Origin of the sequence: Microbacterium sp. NPDC089698, assembly GCF_044749045.1 — a bacterium.
In the GTDB taxonomy this organism is placed as follows: Bacteria; Actinomycetota; Actinomycetes; order Actinomycetales; family Microbacteriaceae; genus Microbacterium.
Map to the genome: position 1 here is coordinate 40218 of NZ_JBIVHE010000009.1, position 14875 is coordinate 55092.

Here is a 14875-nt window from a genome sequence, read left to right on the forward strand (position 1 = left end):
GTCAGGGCGTCTACGATCTCTGGCGAGCACGGCTATCGAGCCGGGCCGGACGTGAAGGAGTACACCTATGGCTGACTGGGCCGCTGACGTCAAGATCTACCGCCCCAACGCCGATGAAGCGGCGATCGAGGGTCTCCTCAAGACCTACCGTCTCGTGATGAGCAGCCAGGATTCGGCATACGTCGCGTTCTCCGACAAGGACGAGGTCGCGACCGTCAAGACCAACTTCCTCCAGAAGAAGCTCGGCCTCACCGAATCGGACGCCGTGCTCGACGCCGCACTCGACGAGGTCAAGGAGACGATGAAGGCGGACCGCACCAAGAGCCGCATCACGGTGTACTACCTGCTCGCCGAGAAGTTCGGCAAGCTGGGCCTCTTCCACTGAGCCCGCTCCCCTGAACGACCGGAAGGGCCGTATCCGCAGCCGCGGGTGCGGCCCTTCCCGCGCGCCCCTCGCACAGGGACTGGATCCGCCGGGCTGCGCCGATGCCCCTCGGATCCTCGCCATACTGGCGGGATGACCGAACCCACCGAGTACCGCGCGCACTTCGGCTTCGACATCTCCTTCGCCAACGGCGGCGGGATGCAGGGCGAGGGGTTCCGCCTCGACCTGCCCTCCCCCGATCTCGACGCCGACGCGATCGGCCTGCTCCTCGTCCGCCATCTGGGCCTCGCCCTCGTCGATTCGGTCGTGCTGAACGACCTCCGGATCGTCGCCGAGCAGCATCGCGGCAGCCGGGGCGTCGACGCCCCGGCCGTGGCCTCCGAGCGGCGGATCGTCGACCTGTCGCATCCGATCCGGGCGGGCCTGATCACCTACCCCGGCCTTCCGGCGCCGGAGATCACGCCGTTCCTCACCCGGGAGGACTCGCGAGGGAAGTACGCGCCCGGAACCGAGTTCGCGATGGACGTCATCACGATGATCGGCAACACGGGCACGTACATCGACTCCCCGTTCCACCGCTACGCCGAGGGCGGCGATCTCTCCTCGCTGCCGCTGGAGAGGCTCGTCGATCTGCCCGCCGAGGTCTTCCACCTCACGGACACGTGGTCGCCCGGAAGCCGCGGGATCGGATCCGCGACCCTCGCCGACCGCGAGCTGCGGGGCGCGGCAGTACTGCTGCACACAGGCTGGGACCGCCGCTTCGGCACCCCCGAGTACGCCCACGGCGCACCCTTCCTCACCGGAGAGGCCGCGCGGTTCCTCGCCGACGCCGGGGCCGCGCTGGTCGGCATCGACTCGCTCAACATCGACGACACCGAGTCCGGAGGCGAGCGCCCGGCCCATTCGATCCTGCTCGCCGCGGGGATCCCGGTCGTCGAGCACCTGACCGGCCTCGGATCGCTCCCAGCCCGGGGCGCGCGCTTCACCGCCGCTCCGCCCGCCGTGGCCGGGTTCGGCACGTTCCCGGTGCGGGCGCACGCGGTCGTCTAGGCGGATCCCGCCTTCCCGGGGCGCACAAGGTCCGGCCCGGCACCGGCTCTCGCGAGGCCGCCCGGACCGGATGTCCCGACCCGCGGGTAGCGTGTCCCCCATGTCCCCGCGTCCTGCCGTCACCCTCCGCGCCCGCACCGAAGCCGACCTCGACGCGCTGTACACGATCGCGTCGGATCTGGACACCTGGGAGGAGCGCAACCCCGGCCGGCCCGCGGTGCGGACACGCCAGGCCTGGGAGGCGCGCGTGATCGAACGCGAGGCGGACCCGGCGAACAGCATGAACTTCGTCATCGACGTCGACGGCGATGCGGTCGGCAACGTCGGGTTGTTCGATGTGGACGAGGTCGCGCGTCACGCCGAGGTCGGCATCGCGCTCATCCCGACGGCACGGGGCAAGGGCATCGGCACCGAGGCCATGGCCCGGATCCTCGAGTTCGCGTTCGTGCGCGGAAACCTGCGCCGGGTGCACCTCGAGGTGATCGCGTCGAACGCCGCCGCGATCCGCTCCTACGAGAAGGCGGGCTTCGTCGTCGAGGGGCGCCAGCGCGAACACGCCTGGGTGCGCGGGCAGTACGAGGACATCGTGCGGATGGGCCTGCTCCGCTCCGAGTGGGCGGCCCGGCGCGCCGCGGACTGATCCGCCCACGGCGTACGGTCGAACCAGACGATCGAAGGGGATCCGCATGGCGACGCACACCGTCACGAACCAGGCGCCGCCGCGCGAGGGCCTGGACGAGTACTCGCTCGATCTGCCCCTCGTCGAGGGCGTGCAGCGGCACCGCGCATCCTGGGCCGAGCCGGAGCTGATCGCGACCGGGAAGCTGGTCGGATCCGCCGCGTTCCAACACGACGCCGAACTCGCCAACGCGCACGAGCCGGAGCTCGTGGCGTTCGATCGATGGGGACGGCGCATCGACGAGGTCGAGTACCACCCGTCCTATCACCGCGTCCTCTCCGCCGCCGTCGCCGCCGGAGCGCACACCGCGGCCTGGGCCGAACCGCGCCCCGGCGCACAGGTCGCCAGAGCCGCGCAGTTCCTGCTCTTCGCCCAGGTCGAGCCGGGGCACGCCTGCCCGGTCTCGATGACCCACGCGGTGGTGCCCGCGCTGCAGCAGTACGGATCGGCCGGGCTGCAGGAGGAGTGGCTCCCGCGACTGCTCTCCCGGGACTACGCGCCCGCGCTCGCCCCCGGCAAGACCTCGGCCCTGTTCGGCATGGCGATGACCGAGAAGCAGGGCGGATCCGACGTGCGTGCGAACCGCACGTCCGCACGGCCGGCCGACGACGGATCCTGGATCCTCACCGGGCACAAATGGTTCTGCTCCGCGCCGATGTCGGACGGCTTCCTGGTGCTCGCGCAGGCCCCCGGCGGACTGAGCTGCTTCCTCCTGCCCCGCGTCCTGCCCGATGGATCCCGCAATCCGTTCCTCATCCAGCGCCTCAAGGACAAGCTCGGCAACCGGGCGAACGCGTCGAGCGAGGTCGAGTTCGACGGCACGATCGCCTGGCTGATCGGCGAGGAGGGCCGCGGCGTCCGCACGATCATCGAGATGGTCAACCAGACCCGGCTGGACTGCATGCTCGGCACGGCCGCGGGCATGCGGCAGGCCACGGCCGAGGCGATCTGGCATGCGCAGCACCGCGCGGCGTTCGGCGCGCTCCTCGCCGAACAGCCCGCGATGACGCAGGTGCTCGCCGACCTCGCGGTCGAGACCGAGGCCGCGATCGCCTCGTCCCTGCGGGTCGCGGCCGCGTACGAGTCCGACGCCCCTGCGGCGGACGAGCCGTTCCGACGGCTCGCGACGGCCGTGCTGAAGTACTGGATCTGCAAGCGCGGGCCGGGCCATGCGTACGAGGCACTGGAGTGCCTCGGCGGCAACGGCTACACCGAGGCCTTCCCGCTCGCCCGGCGCTATCGCGAGCAGCCCGTCATGGCGGTGTGGGAGGGATCCGGCAACGTCATCGCGCTCGACGTGCTGCGCGCGATCGCCCGCGAGCCCGAGACCGCCGACGCCCTGCTCGCCGAGGTGCGCCTCGCGGAAGGCGCGGACGCCCGCCTCGACGCCCACGTCACCGGCACGGAACGCCTGCTCCGGGACGCGCAGCGCGATCCCTCCTCCGCCGAGGCGCAGGCGGGCGCTCGCCGGCTCACGGAGGCCCTCGCGGTGGCGCTGCAGGCGTCGCTGCTCGTGCGGCACGCTCCGGCCGAGGTCGCCGACGTCTTCGCCGCGTCCCGCCTGGGCGGGGCGCGCGGATTCCTCTACGGGGCCGCGCCGGCTGCGTCCGCGGCCGCGATCGTCGAGCGCCACGCCGGTTGAGCCGGGCCGTCGGCGGCGGCGGCGACCGTACCGATCTGCGGATCGGGCTCCGCCCCTGAGGAGAGCGGAGCCCGAGGCCTGGCACGCGGCCCGGATCGGCGCGCGGTCAGCTGCAGCCGCCGCCCTGACCGAGGTGCTTGCCGTTGTTGCCGGCGCAGTAGGCCGGCTGCACGATCGTGCCGGTGGCCGGATCCAGCGTCAGGGACGCATCCTTGCGCGGGTGCGAGAGGTCGAGCATGTTGCCGAGGGATCCGGCGACCGCGTCCAGGGATCCGTCGCCCAGCCGGCCGAGGCCCCAGTTGTCCTCGATGAACCGCAGGATCGACGACTGCTGGGTGACTGTGTGGTCGACGAAGTCCTTCTTCGCGAACGGCGAGACCACGAGCAGCGGCTGGCGCGGCCCCGGACCGCAGCGGTCGGCGTAGCCGCCGAGGATCGGAGTGCCGGCGGCGGCCGCGTCCAAGCACCAGGCGGCGTCGTTCTGCGGGTCGTTCGACGCGTTGGTCACCGTCGCCGCGACGTGGTCGTACCAGCCGTCGGAGTCGTCGTATGCGAGCACGATCGCCGTCGAGCCCCAGTTCTTCGACTTCTGGATCGCATTGATCTCGTTCACGACGAATGCCTGCTCATCGATCGGGTCGGAGTACGACGCGTGCCCGTCCTGATAGTTCGGGGCCTTCAGGTACGAGACCGCCGGCATGTTGTCGGTGTCCACGACGCGGTTGAAGGCGGTGATGTCGTACTGGTGGTTGGCCTGGCCGGCGTGCCCGATCTCGGCGTCGGAGGCCGGCGCGAGGTGGTGCGGGTTGGCCGTCGAGGCGAAGTACTGGAACGGCTCGTGATGCGGGTTGTAGTCGGTCGACGAGACGCCGGCGATGTTCGTGTGCGTCGTGGTGCACTGGGCGTAGTCGACGCCCTTGATCGTCTTCGTGCTCTGCGGGGTGAACCCGCCCTGGAACCAGCCCCACGACACGTTCTTCTCGTTCAGCAGGTCGCCGATGTTGCGGCCCTGCATCGCGGCGAGCGCGTAGCTCTTCGCGTGGCTGCTGTCGGAGCAGTCGTCGAAGGCGGGATCCGGATCCTCGGTCATGGTGCCGACGCCCTGTGCGTTCGGGCTCTTCACGGTGTACGCGTCGGGCGCCGCGGTCTGCGCCCCGGTGAACGGATCCACGCTGATCACGCCGTGCGTCTGCCCCGAGACGAGGTTCAGCGCCCCGGGGCTCGACGGGCCGAAGGTGTCGGAGAAGCTGCTGTCGCTGAGCGCATAGTGCTGGGCGTAGTTCCACAGCCCGGTGACGGTGTTGCCGTCGTAGTAGTCCATCGTCATGCCCGGCGTCGCGTAGCGGGGATCGCCGGGGTTCCCGCACGTGTCGGTGCTGGTGTTCTCGACGAAGCGGTCCATGGCGCCGCCGTTGTACGCCTTCTGCTCTGCGAGGTACTCGTGATCCTGGTCGCAGGTGACGGCCTGGCCCGGGGTGAGCCGCTTCGGCTGCACCGTGTTGGGGTTGTTCGGCGCGAGCAGGCCCGCGTTCGCGAGCGTGGCGATGCCGCTCGGCGTGCCCTTCTCGGCGGTGAACGAGGAGGCGGCCGCTCCCGTGCCCTGGACCGTCTCGCCCGCGATGTTCGCGGCGTTCGGGTAGGTGGCGAAGTAGTGGTCGAACGACACGTTCTCGCCGAAGATCACGACGACGTGCTGGATCGGGGTGGTCGCTGCGGCAGCAGGACGCGGAGACGCGGCGGCGGGGAGCGCACCGGCAGCGCCTCCGGCCGCGATCGCCAGCACGAGAGCGCCGAGAGCGCCGGCCGTGCCGAGTCGGGAACGGAACATCGAGGATCCTTTCGTGAGAGGGAAGGGGCCTCGGTGCCGCGGAGGACGCCAGGCTCTCCCGGCATCGGGTCCCGCACCGACGGTAGGCTCACGAGGCCTCCGGCGACAGGGGTCGCCGGCACCGTTCTCGATCCGTTCACCGGATCCATCGGGTTCTCCCAGGAAACGCCGCGGGCCGGCCCCGTTTCCAGGACCGGCCCGCGGTGCGCTCCGCGCCGTCGATCAGAGCGCCGCGATGATGTCCTCCACGCGCTGCTTGGCGTCGCCGAACAGCATCTGCGCGTTCTCGCGGAAGAACAGAGGGTTCTGCACGCCCGCATAACCGGCGGCCATCGAGCGCTTGAACACGATCACGTTTTCGGCCTCCCACACCCGCAGCACCGGCATGCCGGCGATCGGGCTGCCCGGATCCTCCGCGGCGGCGGGGTTGACCGTGTCGTTCGCGCCGATCACGAGCACCACGGACGTCGATGCGAGGTCGTCGTTGATCTCCTCCATGCTCAGCACGATGTCGTACGGCACCTTCGCCTCGGCGAGCAGCACGTTCATGTGGCCGGGCAGGCGCCCCGCGACCGGGTGGATGCCGAAGCGCACGTCGACGCCGCGCTCGCGCAGCTTGGACACGAGGTCGGCGACGGGATACTGCGCCTTCGCGACCGCCATCCCGTAGCCCGGGGTGATCACCACGCTCTTCGCGGAGGTGAGCATGTCGGCTGCGCCCTCCGCGGTGATCTCGCGGTGCTCGCCCTGCTCCTCGTCGCCCGACGCGGACGCCACGATCCCGAAGCCGCCCGCGATCACGGAGAGGAACGAGCGGTTCATGGCCTTGCACATGATGTAGGAGAGGTAGGCACCGCTGGATCCGACCAGCGCACCGGTCACGATCAGCAGGTCGTTGTTGAGCAGGAAGCCCGCCGCGGCCGCCGCCCAGCCGGAGTAGCTGTTCAGCATCGAAACGACGACCGGCATGTCGCCGCCGCCGATCGAGGCGACGAGGTGCCAGCCCAGCGCGAACGCGAGCACGGTGATCGCGATCAGCAGCCACAGCTGCTGATCGATCACGAACCACACTGTGAGCACCAGGAACGCCACGAGCGCCAGGACGTTGAGCACGTTCTTGCCCGGCAGCATGAGCGGCTTGGAGGAGATCCGCGCCGACAGCTTCAGGTACGCGACGATCGATCCGGTGAAGGTCACGCCGCCGATGAAGATGCCGATGAAGACCTCGGCGTTGTGGATCCCGACCAGTTCGGGCGCGATCTCCGCGTGCGCGAGGTGGCCGTTCCAGCCGACCAGCACCGCGGCGAGGCCGACGAAGCTGTGCAGCAGCGCGATGAGCTCGGGCATGCCCGTCATCTCGACGACCCTGGCGCGCCAGAGGCCGACCCCGGCCCCCACGACCACGGCGACCAGCAGGAACACCAGCCCGATCACGGCGCCGCCGGACCAGGCGTGCGCGACCGTCAGCGACACGGTCGCCACGAGCGCGATCGCCATGCCCGAGACGCCGAAGACCACGCCGGAGCGCGCCGTCTCGTGCCGGCTGAGCCCGGCGAGGCTGAGGATGAACAGCAGAGCCGCGACGATGTACGCGGCGGTGGAGAGAGCCCCGACGGTCACTTCTGGCCGCCCTTCGTGAACATGGCGAGCATGCGGCGGGTGACCGCGAACCCTCCGAAGATGTTGATGGATGCGAGCAGCACCGCGATCGCCGCGATCACCTGCACGACCGGATTCGGATCCGTGATCTGCAGCATCGCGCCGACCACGATCACGCCGGAGATGGCGTTGGTCACCGACATGAGCGGGGTGTGCAGCGCATGGTGCACCTTGCCGATCACGTAGAAGCCGATCACCACCGAGAGCGTCAGCACCGTGAAGTGCTGCGGCAGCGGTGCGGGCGCGAACGCGTTCACCGCGAACAGCGCAGCGATGCCGAGCACGATGAGCAGGGCCTTGCGCCCGGCCGACATGCTCTTCTTCTCCGGGATCTCGACGGCGGCCTCGACCGGCGCCTTCGCCGGAGCGGCGGCGACCTGCACGGGGGGCGGCGGCCAGGTGACGGCGCCGTCGCGGACGACCGTGACCGAGCGCTGCACGACGTCGTCGAAGTCGATCGCGAGCACGCCGTCCTTGCCCGGGGTGAGCAGGGCGACGAGGTTGGCGACGTTCGTGCCGTACAGCTGCGAGGCCTGGGCGGCGAGGCGCGAGGCGAGATCGGTGTAGCCGAGGACGATCACGCCGTTGTCGGTGACGATGCGCTCCCCGGCCACGGATCCCTCGACGTTCCCGCCCTGGCCCGCCGCCATGTCGACGATGACGCTGCCGGGCTTCATCGCGGCGACGTCCGACGCCGTGATGAGCCGCGGCGCGGCACGCCCCGGGATGAGGGCCGTGGTGATGATGATGTCGACGTCGGCGGCCTGCTCGGTGTAGATCTCGGCGGCGCGGCGGTCGTACGCCTCGCTCGTGGCCTTGGCGTAGCCGTCGGAGGACTTCTCCACGGCAACGTCGACGGGCAGGTACTCGCCGCCGATCGAGGTGACCTGATCCGCCACCTCGGGGCGCGGATCCGTCGCGCGCACGATCGCGCCCAGGCTCGACGCGGCGCCGATCGCCGCGAGGCCTGCGACGCCGGCGCCGGCGACCAGCACCTTGGCCGGCGGCACCTTGCCGGCCGCGGTCACCTGACCGGTGAAGAACCGGCCGAACTCGTGCGCGGCCTCGACGACGGCACGGTAGCCGGCGATGTTCGCCATCGAGCTCAGCACGTCCATCGACTGCGCGCGCGAGATGCGCGGCACGGCGTCGAGGGCGAGCGCGGTGATGCCGCGCTGCGCGAGCGACTCCACGAGATCGGGGCGCAGCGCCGGCGAGAGCAGCGCGATGAAGGTCGCCCCGTCCGAGAGCAGTGCGATCCGCTCCGGATCGGGCGGCGTGATCGCGAGGACGATCTCGCTCCCCCACGCCTGCTCGCGGTCGACCAGGGTCGCCTCCGCGGCCGCGTAGGCCTCGTCGGGATACGACGCGTCGGATCCCGCTCCGCGCTCCACGACCACGTCGTGACCGAGCTTCCGCAGCGACGCGATCGTCGCCGGGGTCGCGGCCACGCGCGACTCGCCCGCAGGCTCGCGCACGATGCCGATGACTGCCATAGCTACCTCCTCTGTGCCCGTCTGCGGCGACGGGACTCCAGGCGACCTCGCCCGGACAACCTGCTCAGAGTACTGAGCAGGCTGTCGGGGGTTCTCGACATTTCGCGATCTTACGCGCAAAGAAATGCGGATCTTTGCGCCATGGCAACACAGCGCGGCCACCGCGTAGGCTCGCAGGCATGGCACCGGATCCACGGCTCAGGGAACTGCTCGGCGATTGGACGGGGACGGAGGAGCTCTTCCCGACCGCCTGGACGGCGGCCGGATCCGCCCGCGGCGCGCTGAGCGTCGAGCCCGGCCCCGACGGCATCCTCCTGGACTACGTCGAATCGCGCGAAGGCGCCGAGGGCGCACCGCTCGTGGCGCACGCCGTGGTCGCCGGGACGGGGTTCTGGTGGTTCGACACCTACGGCTTCACGCCCACGGCGCCCGGATCCGCGACCTGGGAGGGCGATGCCCTGGTGCTGGAGCGCCGTTCCGATCGCGGCCGCACCGTGACCCGGCTGCGCGTGGACGGCGATCGACTCGCGTTCGAGCTGGACACCGCCGTGCCGGCCGACGCCGAGCCGTCGCCGCTCGTGCGCGGCGTCTACACCCGGCAGCCCGCGGAGGGCTGAGCGCCGCGGCCCCGCCCCCGGGGCACATGCGGATCAGGGGTGCTGTTCGCTCGTGAACACGTCGTTCAACGTGACGGTGACGAGCCCGCGCTCCGCGATGATCCTGGCGAGCTGAGGGAAGACGGTCGTCACGGGCCGGTGGTTGAGGTGCCCGATCACGATGTGCTGCGGAAGCAGCCACTCATGTCCGAGGCGGACGATCTCTTCCGAGGGGATGAGGCCGGAGTCGGCGAGCGAGCCGTACCAGAGGGTCGGCGCGGTGTAGCCGATCGACGCCGCGGCGGCGCGCACCCGGCGGTCGTGGAAGCCGAACGGCGGCCGGTAGAACGGGCGGGCGTCCACGCCGAACAGCTCGCCGATCCGATCGTGCGTGCGCTGCAGCTCGTCCACGATGCCCCGGTCCGAGAGCGACGTGAGGTCAGGGTGCGACCAGGTGTGATTGCCGATCTGTACCTGGCCTGAAGCGACCAGCGGAGCCAGCACGTCGACGTTCTCCGCCCATGCGGTGTACGACGCGGTGGCGAACAGCGTGAGCCGGGTTCCGGTCTCGTGCGCGAACTGCGCGTAGGCGCGCACGACAGCCGGATCGGTGCCGTCGTCGACGGTCCAGGCGAGAAGGTTCCCCTCGCCGGGCAGGCCGGTGAACGCCTCCTGCGGCGCCGGGACCCTCGTCACCGTCGGAGCCGAGGGCGGCGTCGGAGTGGGCGTCGGGGTGGGACTGCGCGTCAGGGTGGGTGCCGGAGACGGCGTGCGCGATGCGGCGCCCGCGGGAGCAGTCGGCTCCCGGGTCGCATCGCACGATGTCAGCAGCGCGCCCAATGCCAGCCCCGATGCCCCCAAGAACGTCCGACGCCCCCACGCACTGGCCCCCCGTATCCCGCTCCGCCCCATGCCGCACACCATAGGGGTGCTCCACGATTCCCTTCCGCGACACCGGCACGAGGGTGCGGAATCCCGGGGCGGCACGACAGAAGTCGTACGTGCTTGCCCGTATTCGCGACCGGGATCTGATGGGGCGGGTTCCCGCTCAGCGAGGCGTGCGGAATCCCGTCTCGGCATGGCTACGGGTTTCACCGTAGGCGACCGATGTGCGCGAGGCACCGCGGTGCTAAGTTTTTCGCAGTCGCCGCAAGGGGACGCCCCGCGAGTGTAGTTCAACGTCAGAATGTTGGCCTTCCCGGTCGAAGATGCAGTGTTCAACTCCTGCCACTCGCTCCAACGAACGGCCGCCGGCATCGCCGGGGGCCGTTCCTCCTCTCCCCCGACGGCGGAACCGGATCCTCCGCGCCGCGATGATCCGGAACCTCCCGCCGCGGGGTGCTGTGATGTCCTCGTGAAGACCACCGCACCCGCGCCCGCCGCTCTGCACCGTCCTGCCGTCAGCACGCGCCTCTTCGACGCCGTCGACATCGTGGCGACAGGGCTGTTCGCCGTCGAAGGAGCGGCGGCCGCCGCGCACGCCGGGTTGGATCTGCTGGGCGTGCTGGTGGTCGGCTTCATCGTGGCGCTCGCGGGCGGCATCCTGCGCGATGTGCTGCTCGGCGACCTTCCGCCTGCCGCGTTCTCCTCGCGGACCCGGATCATCGTCGCCCTCGGTGCGTCGCTCCTCACATTCGGGGTGCTCGCCGCGATCGACGAGATCCCCGCCCTCGCCCTCGCCACCGCGGATGCTGTGGGTCTGGCGCTGTTCGCGGTCGGCGGCGCGGAGAAGGCGGCCTCACGCGGCGCCAACCTCTGGGTGGTCGCCGCCCTCGGCACGATGACGGCCACGGGCGGAGGCCTGGTGCGGGACGTGCTCCTGAACCGCATCCCGTTCGTGCTGTCGCAGAGCGTGTATGGCGCCGCCGCGCTGGCCGGAGCGCTCACCACCGGGATGCTGCTGCGCTGGACGCGGGCACGCGGACTCGCCCTGCTCGCCGGCTTCCTGGTCGCGTTCCTGCTGCGTCTGCTGGCCGTCGTCTTCGACTGGCAGCTGCCCCGGCTCGGGATCTGAGCCCGGGCGTCGTAGCCTCCGGACTCAGCCCCCGGCGCGCTCCGCGGCCGCACGGATAGGCCCCGCCAGGGCGTCCGCGAGCCGGGCATGGCCGAGGTCGGTCGGGTGAAGCCCGTCGGCGCCGATCTGCCCCGGAGGGCCGGTCACGAGCCAGGTTCCGAGCCCGTCGATGTACTCCAGACCGAGCTCCGTCGCGACCGCTCGGACGGCGTCGCGCGTGTTCAGGATCCCGCGATCGGGATCCTTCTCGACCCAGGGCGTGCTGGTCACGATGATCTGCGCGTGCGGAGCGCGCACGACCGCCTCACCCAGCGCCACCCGCGCCTCGCGCTCGATCTCCTCCGGCGGATGCGTCGCGTCGTCGTCGCTGCCCATGATGACCACCACGTCCGCGTCGGACGGGATCTCTCGGACGAGGTCGCGGTAGGTGAAGTCGTGATCTCCGGGATCTGCGTATCCGGAGGCACCGGCCGAGATGACGTCGAGTCGCATGCCGAGCCGCGTCGCGACGAGCCCCGGCCAGCGGCGAGCCGTTCCCGAGTCCATCGGGGATCCGCCGACGAAGGAGTTGCCGACCGCGACCAGGAGCTTCCCCGCCGTGCCGCTCGGGGCCGGCGTGATCGGCGGCGCGGGCGCGGTGGCGCACCCGCCGAGGGTCGCCGCGAGCACGATGCCCGCCACGACCCCGGCGACCCGCGAGCGCGCCCTGCGCGGCATGCGCCGGCTCAGACCCCGACGAGAAGCCCCGCGAAATGCGAGACCAGCTGATCGATCGGGATGCGCACCTGCTGCATCGAGTCGCGATCGCGCACCGTCACGGCGTGATCCTCGAGCGAGTCGAAGTCGACCGTCACGCAATACGGCGTGCCGACCTCATCCTGGCGGCGGTAGCGGCGGCCGATCGCCTGGGCGTCGTCGTAGTCGACGGCCCAGTGCTCGCGGAGCTGGTCGGCGACCTCCTTGGCCGTCGGAACCAGACGTTCATTGCGGGACAGCGGCAGCACGGCGATCTTGAACGGCGCCAGGCGCGGGTCGAGTCTCAGCACCGTGCGGCTGTCCGTCTTGCCGTCGGCGGTCGTGGTCTCCTCGACGTGATAGGCGTCGACGAGGAACGCCATCAGCGCGCGGGTGAGGCCGAACGACGGCTCGATCACGTAGGGGATGTACTTCTCATTGGTCGCCGGATCGAAGTAGGAGAGGTCCTTGCCGGACTTGTCCTGGTGCACAGAGAGGTCGTAGTCGGTCCGGTTGGCGACGCCCATCAGCTCCCCCCACTCGGATCCGACGAAGCCGAACCGGTACTCGATGTCGACGGTGCGCTTCGAGTAATGCGCGAGCTTGTCCTTGGGATGCTCGAACCAGCGGATGTTCTCGGCGTCCACACCGAGGCCGATGAACCACTTCCAGCAGAGGTCCATCCACGTCTCCTGCCATTCCTCGTCGGTGCCGGGCTGCACGAAGAACTCGATCTCCATCTGCTCGAACTCCCGCGTGCGGAAGATGAAATTGCCCGGCGTGATCTCGTTCCGGAACGCCTTGCCGATCTGCCCGATCCCGAACGGGGGCTTGCGGCGCATGGTCTGCTGCACCGCCTTGAAGTCGGTGAAGATGCCCTGGGCGGTCTCCGGTCGCATGTAGTGCAGGCCCGATTCGTCATCGACGACGCCGAGGTAGGTCTTGACCATTCCGGAGAACATCTTGATCTCCGTCCACTGCCCGACCTTGTCCGGGTGCTCCGGATCCGGGATGTCGGCGAGGCCGTTCTCCGGCGGGTGCCCGTGCTTCTCCTCATAGGCCTCGAACAGGTGGTCGGCGCGATAGCGCTTGTGCGTCACGAGCGACTCGGTGAGCGGATCGCTGAAGACCCTGAGGTGCCCCGACGACTCCCACACCGCCGTGGGGAGGATGATCGCCGAGTCCAAGCCGACCATGTCGCCGCGGCGCTGCACGAACGTCTTCCACCACTGGCGCTTGATGTTCTCCTTAAGGGCAACCCCGTAGGGGCCGTAGTCCCAGGCTGAGCGCGTGCCGCCGTAGATGTCCCCCGAGGGGAAGACGAACCCGCGATGCTGCGCGAGTGCGATGGCGGCTTCGAGCCGCTCCGACTGTTCCATGGGGTCTCCTCGTCTCACGGGGCGGCGCAGGGATGCGCGAACGGCAGGACTATAGTCGCTCGTGCCTCGCCCCCGACATGCCGGCCCACGGACAAGGAGCCTCCTGTGACCTGGTTCTTCAAGCTCGGCGTCATCGACGGGCCGCTCCCGCTCGCGATCTGGGGCCTGACGATCGTCGGCGTGATCGTGCTGCTGGTCCGCCGCCCGACCCCTGCGTGGCTGTGGCGGATCGTGATCGCCCTGGCGGTCGGAATCGGCGGCGGCGTCGCCCTGGTTATCTGGGCGAACGCCACGGACGCCTTCGGCGGACAGCTGCCGTTCGCGTGCAGTTTCTGGGTGCCCGCGGGCTTCGCCGCGGCGCTGGTCGGGATCGTCTCCCTGTGGGAGCGTCGGGCATGGCGAAAGATCGTCGCGGTGCTGGTGGTGATCCTCGCGCTGTTGTCCACGACCCTCGGCGTCAACGCCGCGTTCGGGATCAACAAGACCGTGGGGTCGATGTTCGGGATCTCGACCGAGGACCAGATCGACGGGCTGCCCAAGCCGGCGCCGACCCAGACCTCCAGCGGCCCGCTCTACCAGTCCTGGACGCCGCCCGCCGGTATGCCGGCAACGGGTCAGACGGCGCTGTTGAGCGGGGCCCACGCCATCCCGTCCACGGGCGGCTTCACCCCACGCCCGGCAACGATCTACCTGCCGCCGGCGGCCCTGACCAAGAACCCCCCACGGCTCCCCCTCGTCGTCCTGATGATGGGCTACCCGGGCAATCCGGAGCCGACTTTCATCACCCCGGTGCTCGACAAGATGGCGAAGGAGAACAAGGGCCTCGCGCCGATCGTCATCATCGCCGATCAGCTCGGAACATCCGGAGCGGATCCCATGTGCGTGGATTCTCGGGCCTACGGCAGCGTCTCGACCTACTTCAATACCGACATCCCGGCTTATGCGGAGAAGCAGCTCAACGTCATCCTGGACCACTCGGCCTGGACGATCATGGGCTACTCGAACGGCGGGGCGTGCGCGTTCACCTGGGCCACTCATCGCCCCGACATCTGGACCAGCGTGATCGCGATCTCCCCGGACCAGTACCCGGGTGTCGAAGAATCCCGCGACAACATCGCGAAGGTCTTCGACGGAGACTTCGCGAAGTTCGATCAGAACAAGCCGGCCGCGGGGATCGAGGCTCACCCCGGCGCCTTCACCGATCGTCTCGCGGTCTTCACGGTCGGCGAGAACGACCACGGATTCATTCCCGGGGTGCAGAAGAACGTGGAGCTCGCCAAGAAGGCCGGCTACGACGCGCGCTACTACACCGTCCCCGGCGCGGGCCACGTGCAGGACGCCCTCACGGGCGGTATCCCCTACGCGATGCAGCTGCTGTACAAGCGGCTCGGGCTCTCGCCCTGACACGATTC

At 70.1% G+C, this 14875-nt stretch carries 13 protein-coding genes and 1 tRNA gene; 8 read left to right on the forward strand and 6 right to left on the reverse strand.

All coding sequences use genetic code 11. The features are described from left to right. Nucleotides 1-67 precede the first annotated feature (67 nt). The 4 genes from ACIPY5_RS19190 to ACIPY5_RS19205 all read left to right on the forward strand — a co-directional run bounded on the left by ACIPY5_RS19190 (nt 68) and on the right by ACIPY5_RS19205 (nt 3756). Nucleotides 68-385, forward strand: a complete 318-nt coding sequence (locus tag ACIPY5_RS19190; RefSeq protein ID WP_309339696.1) for a DUF2853 family protein — start codon at nt 68-70, stop codon at nt 383-385. A gap of 132 nt (nt 386-517) precedes the next feature. Then, the gene (locus ACIPY5_RS19195; protein ID WP_400973655.1) at nt 518-1435 is read left to right on the forward strand and encodes a cyclase family protein; all 918 of its coding nucleotides are present in this window, start codon (nt 518-520) and stop codon (nt 1433-1435) included. A gap of 100 nt (nt 1436-1535) precedes the next feature. Further along, nucleotides 1536-2075, forward strand: a complete 540-nt coding sequence (locus tag ACIPY5_RS19200; protein ID WP_400973657.1) for a GNAT family N-acetyltransferase — start codon at nt 1536-1538, stop codon at nt 2073-2075. Between the two features lie 46 nt (nt 2076-2121). Further along, nucleotides 2122-3756, forward strand: coding sequence for an acyl-CoA dehydrogenase family protein (locus ACIPY5_RS19205; protein WP_400973660.1), 1635 nt, complete (start codon nt 2122-2124; stop codon nt 3754-3756). A 106-nt stretch (nt 3757-3862) separates the two neighbouring features. Here the strand turns inward: ACIPY5_RS19205 and ACIPY5_RS19210 are convergent, their stop codons facing one another. From ACIPY5_RS19210 to ACIPY5_RS19220, 3 genes are all read right to left on the reverse strand, one after another. Next, nucleotides 3863-5584 (reverse strand): phospholipase C, encoded by a 1722-nt coding sequence (locus ACIPY5_RS19210; protein ID WP_400973662.1) that lies wholly within the window; start codon nt 5582-5584, stop codon nt 3863-3865. 222 nt (nt 5585-5806) lie between these two features. Continuing rightward, the gene (gene pntB, locus ACIPY5_RS19215; protein WP_400973665.1) at nt 5807-7204 is read right to left on the reverse strand and encodes a Re/Si-specific NAD(P)(+) transhydrogenase subunit beta; all 1398 of its coding nucleotides are present in this window, start codon (nt 7202-7204) and stop codon (nt 5807-5809) included. Further along, entirely contained in the window at nt 7201-8739 is a 1539-nt protein-coding gene (locus ACIPY5_RS19220; protein ID WP_400973668.1) for a Re/Si-specific NAD(P)(+) transhydrogenase subunit alpha, read from the reverse strand. The genes pntB and ACIPY5_RS19220 overlap by 4 nt, the downstream gene beginning before the upstream one ends. Before the next feature lie 179 nt (nt 8740-8918). On the opposite strand from ACIPY5_RS19220, the gene ACIPY5_RS19225 reads away from it, so the two are divergent. Beyond that, entirely contained in the window at nt 8919-9356 is a 438-nt protein-coding gene (locus ACIPY5_RS19225) for a hypothetical protein (protein WP_400973671.1), read from the forward strand. A gap of 33 nt (nt 9357-9389) precedes the next feature. Here ACIPY5_RS19225 and ACIPY5_RS19230 read toward each other — a convergent pair whose 3' ends face one another. Then, nucleotides 9390-10031 (reverse strand): polysaccharide deacetylase family protein, encoded by a 642-nt coding sequence (locus tag ACIPY5_RS19230; RefSeq protein ID WP_400973674.1) that lies wholly within the window; start codon nt 10029-10031, stop codon nt 9390-9392. A 468-nt stretch (nt 10032-10499) separates the two neighbouring features. Between ACIPY5_RS19230 and ACIPY5_RS19235 the strand changes: the two genes are divergently transcribed. Continuing rightward, a tRNA-Gly gene (locus tag ACIPY5_RS19235) sits at nt 10500-10574 on the forward strand. A gap of 115 nt (nt 10575-10689) precedes the next feature. Beyond that, nucleotides 10690-11349: a trimeric intracellular cation channel family protein gene (locus ACIPY5_RS19240; RefSeq protein WP_400973677.1), complete on the forward strand. Its 660-nt coding sequence runs from the start codon at nt 10690-10692 to the stop codon at nt 11347-11349. A gap of 24 nt (nt 11350-11373) precedes the next feature. On the opposite strand, the gene ACIPY5_RS19245 is transcribed toward ACIPY5_RS19240, so the two are convergent. Together ACIPY5_RS19245 and ACIPY5_RS19250 are read right to left on the reverse strand one after the other, a co-directional pair. After that, nucleotides 11374-12066 (reverse strand): SGNH/GDSL hydrolase family protein, encoded by a 693-nt coding sequence (locus ACIPY5_RS19245; RefSeq protein WP_400973679.1) that lies wholly within the window; start codon nt 12064-12066, stop codon nt 11374-11376. 8 nt (nt 12067-12074) lie between these two features. Next, nucleotides 12075-13463, reverse strand: coding sequence for a glycine--tRNA ligase (locus ACIPY5_RS19250; RefSeq protein WP_400973682.1), 1389 nt, complete (start codon nt 13461-13463; stop codon nt 12075-12077). 105 nt (nt 13464-13568) lie between these two features. Here ACIPY5_RS19250 and ACIPY5_RS19255 point away from each other — a divergent pair, with 105 nt between their 5' ends. Continuing rightward, a complete protein-coding gene (locus ACIPY5_RS19255; protein ID WP_309339792.1) occupies nt 13569-14867 on the forward strand; it encodes an alpha/beta hydrolase-fold protein in 1299 nt (432 codons plus the stop codon). The last annotated feature ends 8 nt before the right edge of the window (nt 14868-14875 follow it).

Coding starts and splice junctions, on each gene's coding strand:
- ACIPY5_RS19190 (WP_309339696.1), top strand. CDS start 68: ATGGCTGACTGGGCCGCTGACGTCAAGATCTACCGCCCCAACGCCGAT.
- ACIPY5_RS19195 (WP_400973655.1), top strand. CDS start 518: ATGACCGAACCCACCGAGTACCGCGCGCACTTCGGCTTCGACATCTCC.
- ACIPY5_RS19200 (WP_400973657.1), top strand. CDS start 1,536: ATGTCCCCGCGTCCTGCCGTCACCCTCCGCGCCCGCACCGAAGCCGAC.
- ACIPY5_RS19205 (WP_400973660.1), top strand. CDS start 2,122: ATGGCGACGCACACCGTCACGAACCAGGCGCCGCCGCGCGAGGGCCTG.
- ACIPY5_RS19210 (WP_400973662.1), bottom strand. CDS start 5,584: ATGTTCCGTTCCCGACTCGGCACGGCCGGCGCTCTCGGCGCTCTCGTG.
- ACIPY5_RS19220 (WP_400973668.1), bottom strand. CDS start 8,739: ATGGCAGTCATCGGCATCGTGCGCGAGCCTGCGGGCGAGTCGCGCGTG.
- ACIPY5_RS19225 (WP_400973671.1), top strand. CDS start 8,919: ATGGCACCGGATCCACGGCTCAGGGAACTGCTCGGCGATTGGACGGGG.
- ACIPY5_RS19245 (WP_400973679.1), bottom strand. CDS start 12,066: ATGCCGCGCAGGGCGCGCTCGCGGGTCGCCGGGGTCGTGGCGGGCATC.
- ACIPY5_RS19250 (WP_400973682.1), bottom strand. CDS start 13,463: ATGGAACAGTCGGAGCGGCTCGAAGCCGCCATCGCACTCGCGCAGCAT.